This is a genomic window from Streptomyces melanosporofaciens (genome assembly GCF_900105695.1).
Classification (GTDB): domain Bacteria; phylum Actinomycetota; class Actinomycetes; order Streptomycetales; family Streptomycetaceae; genus Streptomyces; species Streptomyces antimycoticus.
Map to the genome: position 1 here is coordinate 7,646,129 of NZ_FNST01000002.1, position 20,621 is coordinate 7,666,749.

Genomic DNA, 20,621 nt, shown 5'->3' on the forward strand with positions numbered 1-20,621 from the left:
CCGAGAGGTTCTGATGTCGGAACAAGAAAAGCTGCTCGGCTACCTCCGGCGGGTGACGGCTGATCTGCACCAGGCGCGGCAGCGTCTGCAGGATGTGGAGTCGGCGGCCCGTGAGCCGATCGCGATTGTCGGGATGAGTTGCCGTTTCCCCGGCGGGGTGGGTTCTCCCGAGGAGTTCTGGCAGTTGCTGAGCGGCGCCGAGGACGCCATCACGCCGTTCCCCGAGGACCGTGGCTGGGACCTCGACTCGCTCTATGACGCGGATCCTGACCGGTCGGGTACCTCCTATACGCGTGAGGGGGGATTCCTGTACGACATCGGCGACTTCGATGCCGACTTCTTCGGGATCTCGCCGCGTGAGGCGATGGCGATGGATCCGCAGCAGCGGTTGCTGCTGGAGACGTCGTGGGAGGCCATCGAGCGGGCGGGTATCGACCCGGTCTCGCTGCGGGGCAGCCGGTCCGGGGTCTTCTTCGGGGCGGTGGCCCCTGACTACGGGCCGCGGGTGCATGAGGCGCCGGATGGTGTCGAGGGCCATCTGGTGACCGGCAGCGCGATCAGCGTGGTGTCCGGGCGGGTGGCCTACACGCTCGGGCTGGAGGGCCCGGCGGTGACGGTGGACACCGCGTGCTCGTCGTCGCTGGTCGCTCTGCATCTTGCCGTGCAGGCGCTGCGTCAGGGGGAGTGCTCCTTCGCCCTGGCCGGTGGTGTGAGCGTGATGGCCACGCCGGGTACGTTCGTCGGTTTCAGCCGGCAGCGCGGGCTCGCACTGGACGGCCGCTGCAAGCCCTTCTCGGCGGCGGCCGATGGTTTCGGGGCCGCCGAGGGTGCCGGGATGCTGTTCCTGGAGCGGCTCTCCGACGCGCGGCGAAATGGGCATCCGGTGCTGGCGGTTGTCCGGGGGACGGCGACGAACCAGGATGGCGCGAGCAGTGCGCTGTCCGCCCCCAACGGCCCGTCGCAGCAGCGGGTGATCCGCCAGGCGCTGGCCAACGCCGGGCTCACGGCCGGGCAGGTCGACGCCGTGGAGGCGCACGGAACGGGTACCAAGCTGGGCGATCCGATCGAGGCGCAGGCGCTGCTGGCCACCTATGGCCGTGAGCGCACCGCGGGTGATCCGCTGCTGCTGGGGTCGGTCAAGTCCAACATCGGCCATACACAGGCGGCCGCCGGCGTGGCCGGTGTGATGAAGATGGTGCTGGCGATGCGGCATGGTGTGCTGCCGCGCACCTTGCACATCGACGAGCCGTCGCCGCATGTGGACTGGTCGACGGGCACGGTCGAGCTTCTCACCGAGGCCACCGCGTGGCCCGAGGGCGAGGAGCCGCGCCGGGCCGGGGTGTCCTCCTTCGGCATCAGCGGGACCAACGCCCACGCCATCATCGAGCAGGCGCCGGCACCGTCCGCCGCCTCTGACGTGACGAGTGACGACGCCACCGAGGCGGCCTCCGGCCCCGAGGTGGCCGAGGAGGCACCCCGGACGGCGCTGCCGCTTATCCCCTGGCTGTTGTCGAGCAAGTCCGAGGCGGCGCTGCGCGCCCAGGCCCGGCGCCTGTTGGACCATGTGGAACAGCATCCGGAGATGGCGGCCGGGGACATCGGACTGTCGCTTGCCACGACCCGGACCGCTTTTGACCATCGTGCGGTGGTGCTGGCCCAGGATCGTGCGCAGGCCGTCCGGGCTCTGACTGACCATCTCGCGGGCGGCGGCGCTTCGGGGCTGGTCGAAGGTGTCGCCAGGCGCAGTGCCGGGGTTGTGTTCGTCTTTCCCGGTCAGGGTTCGCAGTGGGTGGGGATGGCGGCGGGGCTGCTGGACGCCTCGCCGGTGTTCGCCCGGCGGATCGAGGAGTGTGCGGCGGCGTTGGCGCCGTTCGTGGACTGGTCGCTGGTGGAGGTGTTGCGCGGTGGTGAGGGTGCCGCGGCCGCCTTGGAGCGGGTGGATGTGGTCCAGCCGGTGCTGTGGGCGGTGATGGTGTCGCTGGCGGAGCTGTGGCGCTCCTACGGTGTCGAGCCCGCCGCCGTGATCGGTCATTCGCAGGGTGAGATCGCGGCGGCGTGTGTGGCGGGTGCGTTGTCGCTGGAGGACGCCGCGAAGGTGGTGGCCCTGCGCAGTCAGGCGCTGCCCGTGCTGTCCGGGCGCGGGGGCATGGTGTCGGTGTCGCTGCCCGTGGACTCGGTGCGGGAGCGCCTTGAGGCGTGGGGTGAGCGGCTGTCGGTGGCGGCGGTGAACGGGCCCTCGGCGGTCGTGGTCTCCGGTGACGCCGACGCGCTGGAGGAGCTGCTGACGGCGTGTGAGGCGGAGGAGGTCCGGGCGCGCCGTATCCCGGTGGACTACGCCTCGCACTCCGCCCACGTCGAGAGCCTGGAAGAGGAGATCCGGCGCACTCTGGCCGGGATCGCTCCGCGATCCTCCTCGGTGCCCTTCTACTCGACGGTGACCGGCGGGGTGCTGGACACCACGGAGATGGACGCCGGGTACTGGTACCGCAATCTGCGCGGGACCGTGCGTTTCGACGAGACCGTACGGGTGCTCCTGGACGAAGGCTTCCAGACGTTCGTGGAGGCCAGCGCCCATCCGGTGCTGACGGTGGGCATCGAGCAGACGGCCGAGGACCACGGCACCCCCGTGGCGGCCGTCGGCTCGCTGCGCCGTGACGAAGGCGGTCCGGAGCGGTTCCTGACCTCCCTGGCCGCGGCCCACGTCGGCGGTATCGCCGTGGACTGGCGGACGGTGTTCGCCGGGACCGGTGCCCGCCCCGTCGAGCTGCCCACCTACGCCTTCCAGCGCCAGCGGTACTGGCTGGACGCCACCTCGGCTGCCGAGGTGGCAGCCGCCGGTGGCGGCTTGAGCGCGGATGCGGTGGATGTGCGCTTCTGGGAGGCGGTGGAGCGCGAGGATCTGGAGGCGCTGGTCCGCACCCTGGAGGTGGAGGACGAGGAGCAGCAGTCGTCGTTGACGGCGTTGCTTCCGGCGCTGTCGTCCTGGCGCCGTCAGCGGCGTGAGCAGAACAAGGTGGACGGCTGGCGTTACCAGGCGGTCTGGAAGCCACTGGCCTCCGCGTCCGAGACCACGCTCTCGGGCACCTGGCTCGTGGCCGTTCCGGAAGCCTGCGGTGACGACGCTTCGGTCGCCACCGTGCTGGACGGACTGGCCGGGCGCGGTGCGCATGTGGTTCGGGTGGCTGTCGGGGCAGCGGATGACCGTGAGGTGATTGCGGAGCGGCTGCGCGGGGCCCTCGATGGCGTGGAGCCGTCGGCCGTGGCGGGTGTGTTCTCGCTGCTGGGGCTGGACGAGTCGGCGCATGAGTCCTTCGCGGTGGTCCCGGCCGGGCTGGCGGCGACGGTGGCGCTGGTTCAGGCGCTGGGCGACGCGGATGTGGTGGCTCCGCTGTGGTGCGGCACCCGGGGTGCGGTGTCGGTGGGCCGCTCCGACCGGCTGGTGAGCCCGGTGCAGTCCATGGTGTGGGGCCTGGGCCGGACTCTGGAGGCGGAGTACCCCCAGCGCTGGGGCGGCGTCGTGGACCTGCCCGAGACCATGGACACCCGCGCGGTCGCCCGGCTGGCCGGAGTGCTCGCGGGCGCGGAGGGCGAGGACCAGGTCGCGGTGCGCGGGTCCGGCGTCTTCGCCAAGCGGCTGGCGCGGGCCTCCGCGCCTGATGCCACGACCGCGGATGGCTGGCGGCCGAGTGGTTCGGTGCTGGTGACCGGTGGTACGGGTGCGCTGGGCGGCCATGTGGCGCGGTGGCTGGCGCGTACGGGCGCCGAGCATCTGGTGCTGACGAGCCGCAGTGGCATGGAGGCCGAGGGCGCCGCCGAGTTGAAGGCGGAGCTGGAGACCCTGGGCGCCCGGGTGACGGTGGCGGCGTGTGACGCCGCGGACCGTGCGGAGCTGGCCGCGGTGCTGGACGCGATTCCGCAGGAGTTCCCGCTGACCGCCGTGGTGCATACGGCCGGTGTGCTGGACGACGGTGTGGTGGACGCCCTGACGGTGGAGCGGGCGGCCGGGGTGCTGCGTCCGAAGGTGGACGCCACCCGGAATCTGCATGAGCTGACCGCCGGGATGGACCTGTCGGCGTTCGTGCTGTTCTCCTCGGCGGCGGCCACGTTGGGCAATCCGGGGCAGGGCAGTTACGCCGCGGGCAACGCGTTCCTGGACGCGCTGGCGGCCCAGCGGCGTGCGGACGGCCTTCCGGCCACGTCCATCGCCTGGGGCGCCTGGGCCGGAGGCGGCCTCGTCACGGACGAGGTCGGCGAGCAGATGAGCCGATCGGGGATCCTGGCCATGCCCCCCGAGCTGGCGATTTCGGCGCTGCAGCAGGCACTGGACCACGACGAGACGTTCCTCGCGGTCGCGGACATCGACTGGGCACGCTTCGCGGCGGACTCCGCCGACACTCCCCTCTTCCGCCGGCTGCGGAACGTGCCGAGCGCGGCCACGGGGCAGCAGCTCACGGCGGGCAGTGCCGCCCCCGAGCGGGCGGAACTCCACGACCGGCTGGAAGCCATGCCCCGGGAGAAGCGCGAAGGAGCGCTGCGGGACCTGGTGCGGGCCCAGGCCGCCGACGTCCTCGCGCACGACAGCGCGGACGCGGTCGCGTCGGACCGTGCCTTCCGTGACCTCGGCTTCGACTCGCTGACCGCCGTTGAACTGCGCAACCGGATCGGCGCGGCGACCGGGCTGCGGCTGCCCGTCAGCCTGGTCTTCGACTACCCCACGCCCACCGTGCTGGCACGGTTCCTGCACGGCGAGATGTTCGGCACCGAGGAAGGCGGCTCCGCCGAGACGACGCCGACCCGATCGGACTCGTTCGACGAGCCCATCGCGATCGTGGCGATGAGCTGCCGGTTCCCCGGCGGTGTGCGGACCCCCGAGCAGCTCTGGGACGTGGTGAACGCCGGAGTCGACACGATCTCCGGATTCCCCGACGACCGTGGCTGGGACCTCGAGGGGCTGTACGACCCCGACCCCGACAAGCCGGGCAAGACCTACGCCCTCACCGGCGGATTCCTCGACAACATCACCGACTTCGACCCGGACTTCTTCGGGATCAACCCGCGCGAGGCCCTGGCCATGGACCCGCAGCAGCGGCTGCTGCTGGAGACGTCCTGGGAGGCGTTCGAGCGCGCCGGCATCGACCCGGCGGCGTTGCGCGGCAGCCAGGCGGGCGTCTTCATCGGCTCGAACTACCAGGACTACAGCGGCCGGGCCATCAGCGCGCCGGACGGTGTGCAGGGCTATCTCGGACTCGGCAGCGCGTCGAGCGTCGCCTCCGGCCGCCTCTCCTACACCTTCGGTTTCGAGGGCCCGGCCGTGACGGTGGACACCGCGTGCTCCTCGTCGCTGGTCGCCCTGCACCTGGCCGCGCAGTCGCTGCGCCAGGGCGAGTGCGACATGGCGCTGGCCGGCGGTGTGACGATCATGGCCACACCGGGCACGTTCGTCGAGTTCAGCTCCCAGCGGGTGCTGTCGCCGGACGGACGGTGCAAGGCGTTCTCCGCCGAGGCCGATGGCACCGGCTGGTCCGAGGGCGTGGGCCTGCTGCTGGTGGAGCGGCTGTCGGACGCCCGGCGCAACGGCCACCAGGTGCTGGCCGTCGTCCGGGGTTCGGCGATCAACCAGGACGGCGCGTCCAACGGTCTGACGGCGCCCAACGGGCCGTCGCAGCAGCGGGTGATCGGCAAGGCGCTGGAGAGCGCGGGCCTGTCGGCCGCCGATGTGGACGCGGTGGAAGCCCATGGCACGGGCACCTCGCTCGGTGACCCGATCGAGGCGCAGGCGCTGCTGGCCACCTACGGCCAGGGGCGGCCGGAGGACGAGCCGCTGTGGCTGGGCTCCATCAAGTCGAACATCGGGCACACCCAGGCGGCGGCCGGTGTGGCCGGGGTCATCAAGATGGTGATGGCCATGCGTGAGGGCGTGCTGCCCAAGACGCTCCACGCGGACGAGCCCTCGCCGCACGTCGACTGGACCAGCGGCGCGGTGTCCCTCCTGACCGAGGCGACCCCGTGGCCGGAGACGGACCGCCCGCGCCGGGCGGCCGTGTCGTCCTTCGGGATCAGCGGCACCAACGCGCACACCATCATCGAGGCGGCCGACGTCGCGGAGACACCGTCGCAGGAGACCGGCGGCGAGGCCGCCGGTGCCCCGGCCGGCATCACGGTGGTTCCCTGGCTGCTCTCCGGCGGAAGCCCCGACGCGCTGAGCGCTCAGGCCGCGCGGCTGCGCGAGTTCGAGGGTGTGGCCACCGCGCACACCGACGACCTCGCCGACATCGGCTATTCGCTGGCGACGACCCGTTCCGCCCTGCCCTACCGCGCGGTTGTGGTCGCCGAGGAGCCGGCCCAGTTCCGGTCCGGACTCGACGCGCTGGCGGAGGGCAGGAACGCGGCCACGCTGATCCAGGGCGTGGCGCGGGCCGAGCACAAGACGGCGTTCCTGTTCTCGGGCCAGGGTGCGCAGCGCCTGGGCATGGGACGGGAGCTGTACGACGCCTTCCCGGTGTTCGCCCAGGCGCTGGACGAGGTGTGCGCGCATCTCGATGTGCTGCTCGACCGTCCCCTCACCGAGGTGATGTTCGCGGCCGAGGGCAGCGCGGATGCCGAGCTGCTGAACCAGACGGCGTTCACCCAGCCCGCGCTCTTCGCCATCGAGGTGGCGCTGTTCCGGCTGCTGGAGCACTGGGGCATCACCCCGGATGTGCTGATCGGCCACTCCATCGGCGAGATCGCCGCCGCACATGTGGCGGGAGTGTTCTCGCTGGAGGACGCGTGCGCGCTGGTGGCCGCCCGTGGCCGGCTGATGCAGTCCATGCCCGAGGGCGGCGCGATGGTGGCCGTCCAGGCGCCCGAGGAGGAGATCGCGGCGTCGCTGGCCGGTCGTGAGGCCGAGGTGAGCATCGCCGCCATCAACGGCCCGACCGCCGTGGTCATCGCGGGCGACGAGGCCGCGGTGCTGGAGATCGCCGGACAGTGGGAGCGAGAGGGCCGTAAGACGCGCCGGCTGCGCGTCAGCCACGCCTTCCACTCCCCGCGCATGGACGGGGTGCTCGGCGACTTCCGCAAGGTCGTCGAGGGCCTGTCGTTCGCTCCGCCGACCCTCTCCCTGGTCTCCAACGTCACCGGCACAGCGGCGGACACCGATGAGGTGTGCTCGCCGGAGTACTGGGTGCGCCATGTGCGGGAGGCGGTGCGGTTCGCGGACGGGGTACGGACCCTGGAGAAGCTGGGTGTCACCTCGTTCGTGGAGGTGGGCCCCGATGGTGTGCTCACCGCGATGGCCCAGGACTGCCTGACGGCTGAGGAGTCCGACGGCGGGCTCGCTCCCTCCCTCGTGTCCGTGCTGCGCAAGGACCGGCCCGAGATCCAGTCGCTGACCATGGCGCTGGCCGAACTCCACGTCCACGGCACCACGGTGAAGTGGGACGCGGTGTTCGCCGGGCGTGGCGCCCGGCGGGTGGAGCTGCCCACCTACGCCTTCCAGCGGCAGCGCTACTGGCTCGAGACGGCGCCGGCCACCGGCGGGGATGTGACCTCGGCGGGGCTGGACTCGCCCGACCATCCGCTCCTCGGCGCCGCCGTCGCCCTGGCCGACACCGACACCTACCTGTTCACCGGCCGTCTGTCCGTCGCCACTCAGCCGTGGCTGGCCGACCACGTCTTCGCGGAGACGGTGCTCTTCCCGGGCACGGCCTTCGTGGAAGTGGCCCTGCGCGCGGCGGAGCAGGTGGGCTACGAGCGGCTGGAAGAGCTGACCATCGAGACGCCGCTGATCCTGCCCGTACGGGGCGCGGCCCAGATCCAGCTCACCGTGGGCGAGCCGGATGAGTCCGGAGCCCGTTCGCTCAACCTGTACTCCAGGTCCGAGGACGCCCAGCCGGACGACCCCTGGACACGCCACACGACCGGCCTGCTCACCAGGGACCCCTCCACCACGGCAGCGGAGTCCGTGGCCGCCGACTTCGCCGTATGGCCGCCCGCGGAGGCGAAGCCGATCGACGTGGACGGTCTCTACGACCGCTTCATCGACGTGGGCTTCGCCTACGGTCCGGCCTTCCAGGGGCTGCGAGCCGCCTGGCGCCGCGGTGACGAGATCTTCGCCGAGATCGACCTGCCCGAGACCCAGGAGGCCGAGGCCGCGCGGTACGGCCTGCACCCGGCGCTGCTCGACGCCTCGCTGCACACCGTCGCGTTCAACCCCACCGGCACCGACGGCAGCACCCTTCCGTTCTCGTGGAACGGGGTGACCCTCCACGCCGGTGGCGCGTCCGCGCTGCGCGTACGGCTCGCGAGCGCCGGCGGGGACACCGTCTCCCTGCACGCCACCGACACCTCCGGCGCACTCGTCGTCACGGTCGACTCCCTCGTCCTGCGGCCCGTGGCCCCGGAGCAGGTGAACTCCGCCCAGCCGTACGAGTCGCTGTACCAGGTCGAGTGGGTGCCCGTGGACACCTCCCGCGCCCCGGAGCCGAACGGCGTGGCGGCCGGGCGCTGGGCCCTCGTCGGACCCGACCGGGCCGAGGTCGCCGGTGTCCTCGGATCGGCCGATGGCACCGTGGACACCTACCCGGACCTCGCGGCCCTGGCCCAGGCCATCGACGCGGGCGTCACCGCGCCCGACGTCGTCCTGGCCTCCACCGAGTCCGGCACCCACCGGACGCAGGACCTGGGGGAGGCGGTACGGGAAGCCGGCCACCACGCCCTCGACCTGCTCAAGAGCTGGCTGGCCGACGATCGCTTCGGCGCCTCCCGGCTGGTGTTCCTCACCCGGGGAGCCCTCGCCGCCGGCGAGGACACCGACGTGGCCGACCCCGCCGCCGCGGCCGTCTGGGGCCTGGTGCGCTCGGCCCAGTCCGAGAACCCCGACCGGTTCGTCCTGGCCGACCTGGACGACCAGGACGGCTCACGCCGGATCCTCCCGGCGGCGCTCACCACCGATGAGCCGCAGATCGTGGTCCGCGACGGCACGGTCCTGGCCGGCAGGCTGGCCCGGGTCCCGGCGCGCGGCGACGAGCAGGACACGGCCACGACCGGCATCACCTGGGACCCGCAGGGCACCGTCCTGGTCACCGGAGCCGCCTCCGGCCTCGGGGGCCTGGTCGCCCGGCACCTCGTCGGCGAGCACGGTGTGCGCAACCTCGTGCTGGCCAGCCGCCGCGGCCTCGCCGCGGACGGCGCGGCCGACCTGCGCACGGAGCTGACGGATCTCGGCGCCCACGCCACGGTCGCCGCCTGCGACACCGCCGACCGCGACGCCCTCGCAGCACTCCTGGCCTCCCTGCCGGACGAGCACCCGCTCACCGCCGTGGTGCACACCGCCGGCGTACTGGACGACGGCGTCGTCGAGGCACTCACTCCCGAGCGCGTCGACCGCGTGCTGCGGCCCAAGGTCGACGCGGTGCTCAACCTGCACGAGCTGACCACCGGCCTCGACCTGTCCGCGTTCGTGCTCTTCTCCTCGCTCTCCGGGACGCTCGGCGGCCCGGGCCAGGCCAACTACGCCGCCGCCAACGCCTTCCTGGACGCGTTCGCGTACCGGCGCCGGGCCGAGGGCCTTCCCGCCCAGTCACTCGCCTGGGGGCTGTGGGAGGAGCGCAGCGGCATGACCGGCAAGCTGGACGAGGCCAACAGGCGGCGCATCGCCCGGGACGGCGTGGTCCCCATGGCGTCCGCGGAGGCCCTGGCCCTGTTCGACACCTCGTGCGGCATCGACGCGGCCACCCTGGTCCCGGCACGGCTCGACGCCTCGGCGTGGCGAGCCCAGGACGGGCCGATCCCGGCCCTGCTGCGGGGAATCATCCGGACCACCGCCCGCCGCGGCCCCGCGAGGACGTCCACGGGCGGTTCCGGCGCCGGCTCCGCCGAACTGCGTCGTCGTATCGGCTCGCTGGACGCGGCCGCGCGGCAGCAGGCGCTCCTCGAGCTGGTGACCGAGCACGCGGCCATGGCACTGGGCCACGACAACCCCCGCATGATCGCCCCGGACCGCGGCTTCCTCGACCTCGGCTTCGACTCGCTGACCGCGGTCGGACTGCGCAACCAGCTGGGCACGGTGACCGGCCTTCGGCTGCCCGCCACGCTGCTCTTCGACTACACGACCTCCAGGGCGCTGGCCGGGTACCTGGCCGAAGAGCTCGTCGACGGAGAGACGGACGGATCGGTGGTGCTGCCGGTCCTGTCGGAGCTGGAGAAGCTGGAGAGCTCCTTCGCCGAGGTGGTGGCGGACGAGGCCGCCAGGGAACGCCTCACCGCACGCCTGCAGCAGGTCCTGGCGAAGCTGGGCGCGCAGCAGACACAGACAACGAACGGTGGGGTCGCTGCCGCCGACAGGTTCGAGTCGGCGACCGACGACGAGATCTTTGACTTCCTCGACGAGGAGCTCTCGTGACGTGGACGCCCCCGTCCCCAGAAGTCGCCGGCCGAAGGCTTTCCACCCCTGTCCGGGGTTCTCAGAGGAGTGACAAGAAGCGGTGAGTGAGACCAAACTGCGCGACTACCTCAAGCGCGCCACGGCCAGCCTGCACGAGACCCGTGAAGAGCTGAGGGAGCTCAAGGACAGGGACCGGGAACCCATCGCGATCGTCGGCATGGGGTGCAGGTATCCCGGTGGGGTCGAGACGCCGGAAGACCTGTGGGAACTGGTCGCCTCGGGTACCGACGCCGTCTCCGCCTTCCCCGTGGACCGGGGATGGGACGAGGACCTGTACGACCCGGACCCGGAGAAGCCGGGCAAGAGCTACACGCGTGAGGGCGGGTTCCTGCACGACGCGAACGGCTTCGACGCCTCGTTCTTCGGCATGAGTCCGCGCGAGGCGCTGGCGACCGATCCGCAGCAGCGGCTGCTGCTGGAGACCTCGTGGGAGGCGCTGGAGCGGGCGGGCATCGCTCCGGCGTCCATGCGCGGCAGCCGCACCGGCGTATTCGTCGGTGTGATGTACAACGACTACGGCTCCCGCATCCACTCGATACCGGAGGGTCTCGAAGGCCACCTGGGCAACGGCAGCGCCGGAAGCATCGCGTCCGGCCGCATCTCCTACACCTTCGGCTTCGAGGGCCCCGCGGTGACCGTGGACACCGCGTGCTCCTCGTCGCTCGTGGCGCTCCACCTGGCCATGCAGGCGCTCCGCAAGGGCGACTGCTCGCTGGCGCTGGCCGGCGGCGTGGCCATGATGGCGACTCCAGAGGTGTTCATCGAGTTCAGCCGACTGCGCGGACTCGCCGTGGACGGACGCTGCAAGTCGTTCTCGAACGCGGCCGACGGCACCTCATGGGCCGAGGGCGCCGGTGTGCTGCTGCTGGAGCGGCTGTCCGACGCGCGGCGCAACGGACACCAGGTGCTGGCCGTGGTCCGGGGCGCCGCCGTCAACCAGGACGGCGCGAGCAGCCGGTTGACCGCGCCGAACGGTCCCTCGCAACAGCGGGTGATCCGCGACGCACTGCGGAACGCGGGCCTGTCGGCGTCCGAGGTGGACGCGGTGGAGGCACACGGCACGGGTACGACGCTGGGCGACCCGATCGAGGCGCAGGCGCTGCTGGCCACCTACGGCAAGGAGCGCCCCGGGGCGGACCGGCCGTTGTGGCTGGGCTCGTTGAAGTCGAACATGGGGCACACGCAGGCGGCCGCCGGTGTGGGTGGCGTCATCAAGATGGTGATGGCCATGCGGCACGGTGTGCTGCCGAAGACCCTGCACGTGGAAGAGCCGTCGGAGCATGTGGACTGGTCGGCGGGGGCGGTGTCACTGCTGACCGAGCCGACCCCGTGGCCGGCGACGGGGGAGCCGCGCAGGGTTGGCGTGTCCTCGTTCGGCGTGAGCGGGACGAACGCACATGTGATCCTGGAGCAGGCCCCCGAGGCCGAGGCGGTCGAGGCCGCCGGGACCGAGGGCGTCGACGGTCCGGTGGCCTGGGTGGTATCCGGGCGCGGTGCCGAGGGATTGCGGGCGCAGGCCGGACGGCTGCGGGACTTCGTGGCGGAGCGCCCGGAGTACGGTGCGGCCGACGTCGCACTGTCGTTGGTGACGACTCGGTCGGTGCTGGAGCACCGAGCGGTGGTGGTGGGCAGCGACCGGCAGGAATTGCTGGCGGGCCTCGGCGCGGTGGCGGAGAAATCCGCTCATCCGGGCGTGGTGGTGGGCGAAAGCGCGACTCCCGGCCGCTCCGTTTTCGTGTTCCCCGGTCAGGGTGCGCAGTGGGTGGGCATGGCGGTCGGGCTGATGGAGTCCTCGCCCGTGTTCGCGGAGGCGATGGCCGAGTGTGAGGCCGCGTTGGCGCCTCATGTGGACTGGTCGCTGGCCGAGGTGTTGCGCGGCGCCGACGGTGCCCCCGGCTATGACCGGGAGGACGTCGTTCAGCCCGTGCTCTTCGCGGTCATGGTGTCCCTGGCGAGGCTGTGGCGTTCGGTGGGTGTGCTGCCGGACGCGGTGATGGGGCACAGCCAGGGCGAGATCGCCGCCGCGTGCGTGGCGGGTGCGCTCTCGCTGGAGGACGCGGCCAAGGTGGTGGCGCTGCGATCGCGCGTGATCGCGGCGGGACTGGCCGGCCGTGGTGGACTGGTATCGATCGGACTGCCGATCGACCAGGTGCGGGAGCGGATCGCCGCTTGGAACGGCGCCGTGTCCGTGGCCGCGGTCAACGGGCCGGGTTCGGTGGTGGTGGCGGGTGACGCGAAGGCGCTGGACGAGCTGTTCGCGGCGTTCGACGGCGAGGAGGTCCGGGTCCGCCGGGTCGCCATCGACTACGCGTCGCACTCCGTCCTGGTGGAGGAGGTCCGTGAGGAGCTGCTGAAGGTCCTGGCGGACATCTCGCCGCGCTCCTCGGAGGTGCCGTTCTACTCCACGGTGACCGGTGAGCCCATGGACACGGCCGGTCTGGACGCGGAGTACTGGTACCGGAACCTGCGGCAGACCGTCGAGCTGGAGACCACCACCCGCAGGCTGATCGCCGACGGGCATGCGGCGTTCGTCGAGGTGAGCCCCCACCCCGTGCTGCGGCTGCCGGTGCAGCAGACCGTCGAGGCCGCTGAGGCGGAGGCCGTGGTTCTCGGCACGCTGCGGCGTGACGACGGTGGACTCCAGCGATTCCTGACCTCTGCCGCCGAGCTGTTCACGCATGGCGTCCAGGTGGATTGGGCCGCCGCGCTGAAGGAGCGCGGTGGTCGGCGGGTCGGGCTGCCGACCTATGCCTTCCAGCGCGACCGTTACTGGCTCGAAGCCCCCGCGGGTGTGGGCGATGTGGGTTCGGTCGGGCTGGGTTCGCTGGGCCATCCGTTGCTGGGTGCGGTGGTGTCGCTGGCGAGCGGCGGCGGGGTGCTGCTGAGCGGACGGCTGTCGTTGGCCACGCATGGCTGGCTGGCGGATCATGCCGTGCACGGGGTCGTGCTGCTGCCGGGAACGGCGTTCGTGGAGTTGGCGGTGCAGGCGGGCGACCAGGTCGGCTGTGGCCGGGTCGAGGAACTGATCCTGGAAGCACCGCTGATCGTGCCCGAGAAGGGCGGGGTGCGCCTTCAGGTCGAGGTGGGAGAGGCGGATGCCTCCTGCTACCGCGAGGTGAGTGTGTTCTCGCGGGACGAAACGGAGGGAGAGACCGCGGCGTGGGTGTGCCATGCCCGCGGGGCCCTCGCGCCGGTCCAAGCCGCCGGCGAGACCCTTTTTGACTTCGGGGTGTGGCCTCCGGCGGCGGCTCAGGTCGCGGAGGTTTCGGAGCATTATGTGCGGGCCGCGGAGAACGGGTTGGAGTACGGCCCGGTCTTCCAGGGGCTGAAGCGTGCCTGGCGCCGTGGCGACGAGGTGTTCGCCGAGGTGTCGCTCCCGGAGGCGGAGCGGGACCGGGCAGGTCAGTTCGGCTTGCACCCGGCGCTGTTCGACGCGGCGTTGCACGCGATGGGTGTGAGCGAGGCTCTCGCGGATGGTTCGGGCAGTCTGCTGCCGTTCTCGTGGCGAGGATTCTCGCTCGGGGCGGTCGGCGCGTCCTCGCTGCGGGTGAGGCTGGCTCCGGCGACCCAGGGCAACTCGGGTGCGGTGTCGGTGGTGGTCGGGGACGAGTCCGGGCGTGTGGTGGCGTCGGTGGACTCCTTGACGTTGCGGCCGGTCGAGGCCGGTCAACTGAGGGTTGCGGGCGGGGCGGCCCGGGATGCGCTGTTCCGGCTGGAATGGGTGCCCGCGCCTGCGGTGGATCGGGCGGAGCCCGTGCCGGAGGCTGAGGTCCTGCGCGTGCTTGCCAGCGGCGCGGACGTGGTGGGTGAGGTGTATGGGGAGGTGCTTGCGGCCTTCGACCGGGTGAGGTCGTGGGTGGCCGATCAGGGGTCCGCTGACGGCCGGTTGGTGGTGGTGACCCGGGGCGCTGTCGACGTGGGTGACGGCGCTGGTGTGACGGATCTGGCGGGGGCCGCGGTGTGGGGTTTGGTGCGGTCCGCGCAGGCGGAGAACCCCGGGCGTCTGGTGCTGGTGGACACCGATGAGCTGGATGGCGTCGATGGTCTTCTTCCCGGGCTGCTGGCTCGGGGTGAGGAGCAGCTGGTGGTGCGGTCGGGCGCGGTGCGGGTGCCGCGTCTGGGCCGGGTGCTGCCCTCGGGCGAGGTTCCGGAGTCGGGCGGGTTTGGCTCGGGTGCGGTGCTGGTGACGGGTGGTACGGGTGTTCTGGGTGGTGTGGTGGCGCGGCATCTGGTGGCCCGGCATGGTGTCGGGAAGCTGGTGTTGCTGTCCCGTCGTGGTGCGGAGGCCGAGGGTGCGGTCGAGTTGCGGGCCGGGTTGGAGGCCGCCGGTGCCGAGGTGGTGATCGCGGCGTGTGATGCCGCGGACCGTGCGGCTCTGGCCGGGGTGTTGTCGGGGTTGCCGGAGGGCTTTGGTCTGAGTGGTGTGGTGCATGCGGCGGGTGTGCTCGATGACGGTTTGCTGACGTCGCTGACCCGTGAGCGGGTCGAGCCGGTGTTGCGGGCGAAGGTGGACGCGGCGTGGAATCTGCATGAGCTGACGGCGGGGACGGACCTGTCGGCGTTCGTGCTGTTCTCCTCGGCCACCGGTGTGCTGGGCGGCGCGGGGCAGAGCAACTACGCGGCGGCGAATGTGTTCCTGGACGGTCTGGCGTCCTGGCGCCGGGCCCAGGGGCTGCCGGGCGTGTCGATGGCGTGGAGTCTATGGGCCGAGGCCAGCGGCATGACCGGACACCTCGGCGAGGACGACCTGCGCAGGGTGTCGCGTTCGGGTCTGGTGCCGCTCTCCTCCGAGGAGGGGCTCGAACTGTTCGATGCCGCGCTGGCGTCGGACGAAAGCGTGCCGGTGCCGCTGCGGCTGGACATCCCCACGCTGCGTGCGCAGGGCGCCGAACTCCCCGCCGTGTTCCGCAACGTCGTGCCCAACGTGACGACACGCCGTACCGCGCGCTCGGAGCAGAGCGGAAGTCTTCCCGACGAACTGCGCCGCCGCCTCGCGGGGCTGCCGCGGACATCGCAGGACGAGACGCTGTTGGAGCTGATCCGCGTTCAGACCGCGGCCGCCCTCGGGCACGCCACCCCCGAAACGGTGAACACGCGGCAGCCCTTCAAGGAACTCGGCTTCGACTCACTGATGGCCGTCGATCTGAGGAACCGGCTCACCGCCGAGACCGGCCTGCGACTGTCCGCCACGCTGGTTTTCGACTATCCGACCCCGATGGCACTCGTCGGCCACCTGCGCGACGAAATCCTGGGCACCGACGGCGCCACCACCTCGGCGGGCGCGGGCGTGGTGGCCGCGGCGGGCACACCGGTGGACAGCGACCCCATCGTGATCGTGAGCATGAGCTGCCGTCTCCCGGGCGGGGTCCGGACCCCGGAGGAACTGTGGCAGCTGGTGATGTCCGGCACGGACGCGGTGTCCGAGTTCCCGTCCAACCGTGGCTGGGACCTCGACGGGATGTACGACCCGGACCCCGACCGGGAGGGCACGTACTACGTACGCAACAGCGGATTCCTCCATGACGCCGACCAGTTCGACCCGGCGTTCTTCGGGATCTCGCCGCGTGAGGCGCTGTCGATGGACCCGCAGCAGCGACTGCTGCTGGAGACGTCGTGGGAGGCGTTCGAGCGGGCGGGCATCGATCCCGTGGCCAACCGGGGCAGCCGCTCCGGCGTCTTCGTCGGCGTCATGTACAACGACTACGCCACTCGTCTGCAGGGGAACCCCCCGGAGGGCTTCGAGGGCTCCCTCGGCACCGGCAGCGCGGGCAGTGTCGCGTCCGGCCGCATCTCGTACACCTTCGGTCTCGAGGGGCCGGCGGTGACGGTGGACACCGCGTGCTCCTCCTCGCTGGTGGCGCTGCACCTGGCGGCCCAGGCGCTGCGCCAGGGCGAGTGCGACCTGGCACTGGCCGGCGGTGTCACGGTGATGTCGTCGCCGAATGTGTTCGTCGAGTTCAGCCGGCAGCGGGGACTCTCTCCCGACGGCCGATGCAAGCCGTTCGCGGAAGCGGCGGACGGCACGGGCTGGTCCGAGGGTGCGGGCATGCTGCTCCTGGAACGCCTGTCGGACGCCCGGCGCCATGGCCACCCGGTGCTGGCGGTGGTCCGTGGCTCGGCCGTCAACCAGGACGGCGCGAGCAACGGCCTGACGGCCCCGAACGGCCCCTCGCAGCAGCGCGTGATCCGCCAGGCGCTGGCGAGTGCTCACCTGCCGGCGGCCGACGTGGACGTCGTGGAGGCGCACGGGACCGGCACGCCGCTCGGTGACCCGATCGAGGCACAGGCAGTGCTGGCGACGTACGGGCAAGGGCGGCCCGAGGGGCAGCCGCTGCTGCTGGGCGCGTTGAAGTCGAACCTCGGTCATACCCAGGCCGCTGCCGGTGTGGCCGGCGTGATCAAGATGGTGATGGCGATGCGGCACGGAGTGGTGCCGAAGACGCTGCACATCGATGAGCCGTCGAAGGAGGTGGATTGGTCGGCGGGTGACGTGCGACTGCTGACCGAGGCCGCCCAGTGGCCGGAGACCGGACATCCGCGTCGGGCCGCCGTGTCGTCGTTCGGTGTGAGCGGGACGAACGCGCACACCATTCTGGAGCAGGCTCCGGAGGACGAGGCGGCCGAGGTCGCCGACGCCGAGGTCGCCGAGGGCCCGGTGGCCTGGGTGGTGTCGGGCCGCAGCGTGGCCGGTCTGCAGGCACAGGCCGGGCGGTTGCGGGAGTTCGTGGCGGCCCGCCCGGAGCTGGGCGTTTCGGATGTGGCGCTGTCGCTGGCGACGACCAGGTCCCCGTTTGAGCACCGTGGGGTGGTGACGGGTGCTGATCGTGAGGCGCTCCTGGCGCGGCTGGGCGCGTTGGCCGCGGACGAGGCTGCCCCTGGTGTGACGCGTGGTGTGGCGGATGTGCGGGGGCGCTCGGTGTTCGTGTTCCCGGGGCAGGGTGCGCAGTGGGTGGGCATGGCGGTGGGGCTGTTGGAGTCCTCGCCGGTGTTCGCGGAGGCGATCGGTGAGTGTGAGTCGGCGTTGTCGGCTCATGTGGATTGGTCGCTGACGGATGTGCTGCGTGGCGCCGAGGGCGCTCCTGGTTTTGACCGGGTGGATGTCGTTCAGCCGGTGTTGTTCGCGGTGATGGTGTCGTTGGCGAAGCTGTGGCGTTCGGTCGGTGTGGAGCCGGATGCCGTGATGGGGCACAGCCAGGGTGAGATCGCGGCGGCCTGTGTCGCGGGTGCGCTGTCGCTGGAGGATGCCGCGAAGGTGGTGGCGTTGCGGTCGCAGGCCATCGCGGTGGGTCTGGCCGGTCGTGGTGGCATGGTGTCGGTCGGGCTGCCGGTCGACCAGGTCAAGGAGCGCATCGCCGCCTGGGACGGCGGGATATCCGTCGCCGCGGTCAACGGCCCCGGCTCGGTCGTGGTCTCCGGTGACCCGGGGGCGCTCGATGAGATGGTCGCGCAGCTCGAGGGTGAGGAGATCCGGGTCCGCCGGGTTCCGGTGGACTACGCCTCACACTCGGCCCATGTGGAGGCGATCCACGACGAGTTGCTGAATGTTCTGGCGGATATCGCGCCGCGTTCCTCGGAGGTGCCGTTCTACTCGACGGTGCTCGGTGAGCTGGTGGACACCGCCGGTCTGGACGCCGAGTACTGGTACCGCAATCTGCGGCAGACGGTTGAGCTGGAGGCCACCACCCGCACCCTGCTCGACAGCGGGCACGGCGTATTCATCGAGGCGAGCCCGCATCCCGTCCTCATGCTGCCGTTGCAGCAGACCGTGGAGGCCGCCGGGGCGAGGGCCGTGGTCGTCGGCACGCTGCGGCGTGATGAGGGTGGACCTGAGCAGTTCCTGACCTCCGCCGCCGAGCTGCATGTCAGCGGGGTCGGCGTCGACTGGCCGACGGCGTTCGCCGGACGGGGCGCCCGTCGGGTCGACCTGCCCACCTACGCCTTCCAGCGCCAGCGGTACTGGCTGGACGCGCCGGTCGGTGAGGTGCCCGTCGGCGGTGAGGGGCTGGGCGCGGACGCGGTGGACGCCCGGTTCTGGGAGGCCGTCGAGCGCGAGGACCTGGAGGCGCTGGTCCGCACCCTGGAGGTGGACGACGCGGAGCAGCAGTCGTCCCTGACCGCGTTGCTTCCGGCGCTGTCGTCGTGGCGCCGTCAGTGGCGTGAGCGGAGCACGGTGGACGGCTGGCGCCACAGCGTGGTCTGGAAGTCGGTGGAGTCCGCCGCTGAGGCCACGCTCACCGGCACGTGGCTGGTCGCCGTTCCCAAGGTCTGTGGTGACGACGCCTTGCTCGCCTCCGTGGTGGATGGTTTGGCCGGGCGCGGCGCGTATGTGGTGCGCGTGGTCGTCGACGCGGCCGATGGCCGTGAGGTGATGACGGAGCGGCTGCGTGGGGCGCTTGACGAGACGGGGATGGATCCGTCGGAGGTGGCGGGTGTGTTCTCGCTGCTCGGGCTGGATGAGTCGGCGCACGGGTCGTTCGAGGTGGTCCCGGCCGGGCTGGCGGCGACGGTGGCGCTGGTCCAGGGGCTGGGTGACGCCGGTGTGGTGGCTCCGCTGTGGTGCGGGACGCGGGGTGCGGTGTCGGTGGGACGTTCCGACCGGCTGATGAGCCCGACACAGGCGATGGTCTGGGGGCTGGGGCGGATCGTGGGAGTGGAGTATCCCCAGCGCTGGGGCGGTGTCGTGGACCTGCCCGAGACCATCGACAGTCGTGCGGTGGCCCGGCTGGCCGGAGTGCTGACCGGTGCGGAGTCCGAGGACCAGGTGGCGGTGCGTGGTTCGGGGGTCTTCGTCAAGCGGCTGGTGCGGGCCTCGGTGCCTGACAGCACGGCCACGGATGGCTGGCGGCCGGGTGGTTCGGTGCTGGTGACCGGTGGTACGGGTGCGCTGGGCGGCCATGTGGCGCGGTGGCTGGCGCGTACGGGCGCCGAGCATCTGGTGCTGACCAGCCGTCGTGGGATGGAGGCCGAGGGCGCCGCCGAGTTGAAGGCGGAGCTGGAGGAGCTCGGTGCCCGGGTGACGGTGGCGGCGTGTGACACGGCCGACCGTGCGGAGCTGGCCGGGGTGTTGGACGCGATTCCGTCACAGTTCCCGCTGACCGCCGTGGTCCATTCGGCGGGTGTGCTGGACGACGGTGTGATCGACGCCCTGACGGTGGAGCGGGCGGCCGGGGTGTTGCGTCCGAAGGTGGACGCGGCGCGGAATCTGCATGAGCTGACCTCGGGGATGGATCTGTCGGCGTTCGTGCTGTTCTCCTCGGCGGCGGGCACGACAGGCGGTCCGGGGCAGGGGAGCTACGCGGCGGGCAACGCGTTCCTGGACGCGCTGGCGGCCCAGCGGCGGGCGGACGGGCTTCCGGCGGTCTCCATCGCCTGGGGTGCCTGGGCCGGCAGCGGCATGGTCATCGACGGTGACCTCGAAGCGCACATGGCGCGCGGCGGCGTGGCCCCGATGGACCCCGACTTGGCGATCTCCGCGCTCCAGCGCGCGCTCGACGTGGACGAGACCTTCGTCCTTGTGGCCGACGCCGCATGGGACCGCCTCGGCGAAGAGCTCGGTGGAACCCGGCCGACCCCCATGCTGAGCGAGCTGACGAAGCCGCGGCGGTCGAACGTGGCGTCGGCGTCCGCTGACCCTGAGCCGGCCGAATCGGCCGCGGCGGAGCTGCGCGCGAGTCTGGAGGGGCTGTCCTCGGCGAAGCGTCAGCGTTCCCTGCGCAAGCTGGTCCGGCAGCACGTCGCCGCGGTCCTGGTGCATGCGACCCCCGACGCCATCGAGAGCGATCGGTCGTTCCGGGAGCTCGGCTTCGACTCGCTGACGGCCGTACAGCTCCGCAACCGTCTGGGCGCGATCACCGGCCTGGAGTTGCCGACCACGTTGGCGTTCGACTTCCCGAACCTCACCGTACTGGCCGAGCATTTGGAGACGAATATGTTTCCGCAGGCCAGTGGCGCTGACCAGAACGACCCCGAAGAAGACCGAATTCGAGAGGCCTTGGCCTCAATTCCGCTCGCGCGTTTCCGTGAGGCCGGACTGATGGACGCCCTGCTGGAACTCGCCCACATCTCGGAGAGCGGTTCTGAGCCGGTGCCCCAAGAAGAAATGAACAGCGCTGTCGACGAGATGGATGTCGACGACCTCGTCCAGAGGGCACTGGGCGGCGCAGACCTTTGATGTTCGTGGAAGTGTGGAGCTACT

The 20,621-nt window shown here is 71.7% G+C and carries 2 protein-coding genes; both read left to right on the forward strand.

Annotated features, from left to right (window positions below):
• Nucleotides 1-10: 10 nt before the first annotated feature.
• Nucleotides 11-10,384, forward strand: coding sequence for a type I polyketide synthase (locus tag BLV72_RS35465; protein WP_425288549.1), 10,374 nt, complete (start codon nucleotides 11-13; stop codon nucleotides 10,382-10,384).
• A gap of 82 nt (nucleotides 10,385-10,466) precedes the next feature.
• Nucleotides 10,467-20,597: a type I polyketide synthase gene (locus tag BLV72_RS35470; protein WP_093467517.1), complete on the forward strand. Its 10,131-nt coding sequence runs from the start codon at nucleotides 10,467-10,469 to the stop codon at nucleotides 20,595-20,597.
• Nucleotides 20,598-20,621 lie beyond the last annotated feature (24 nt).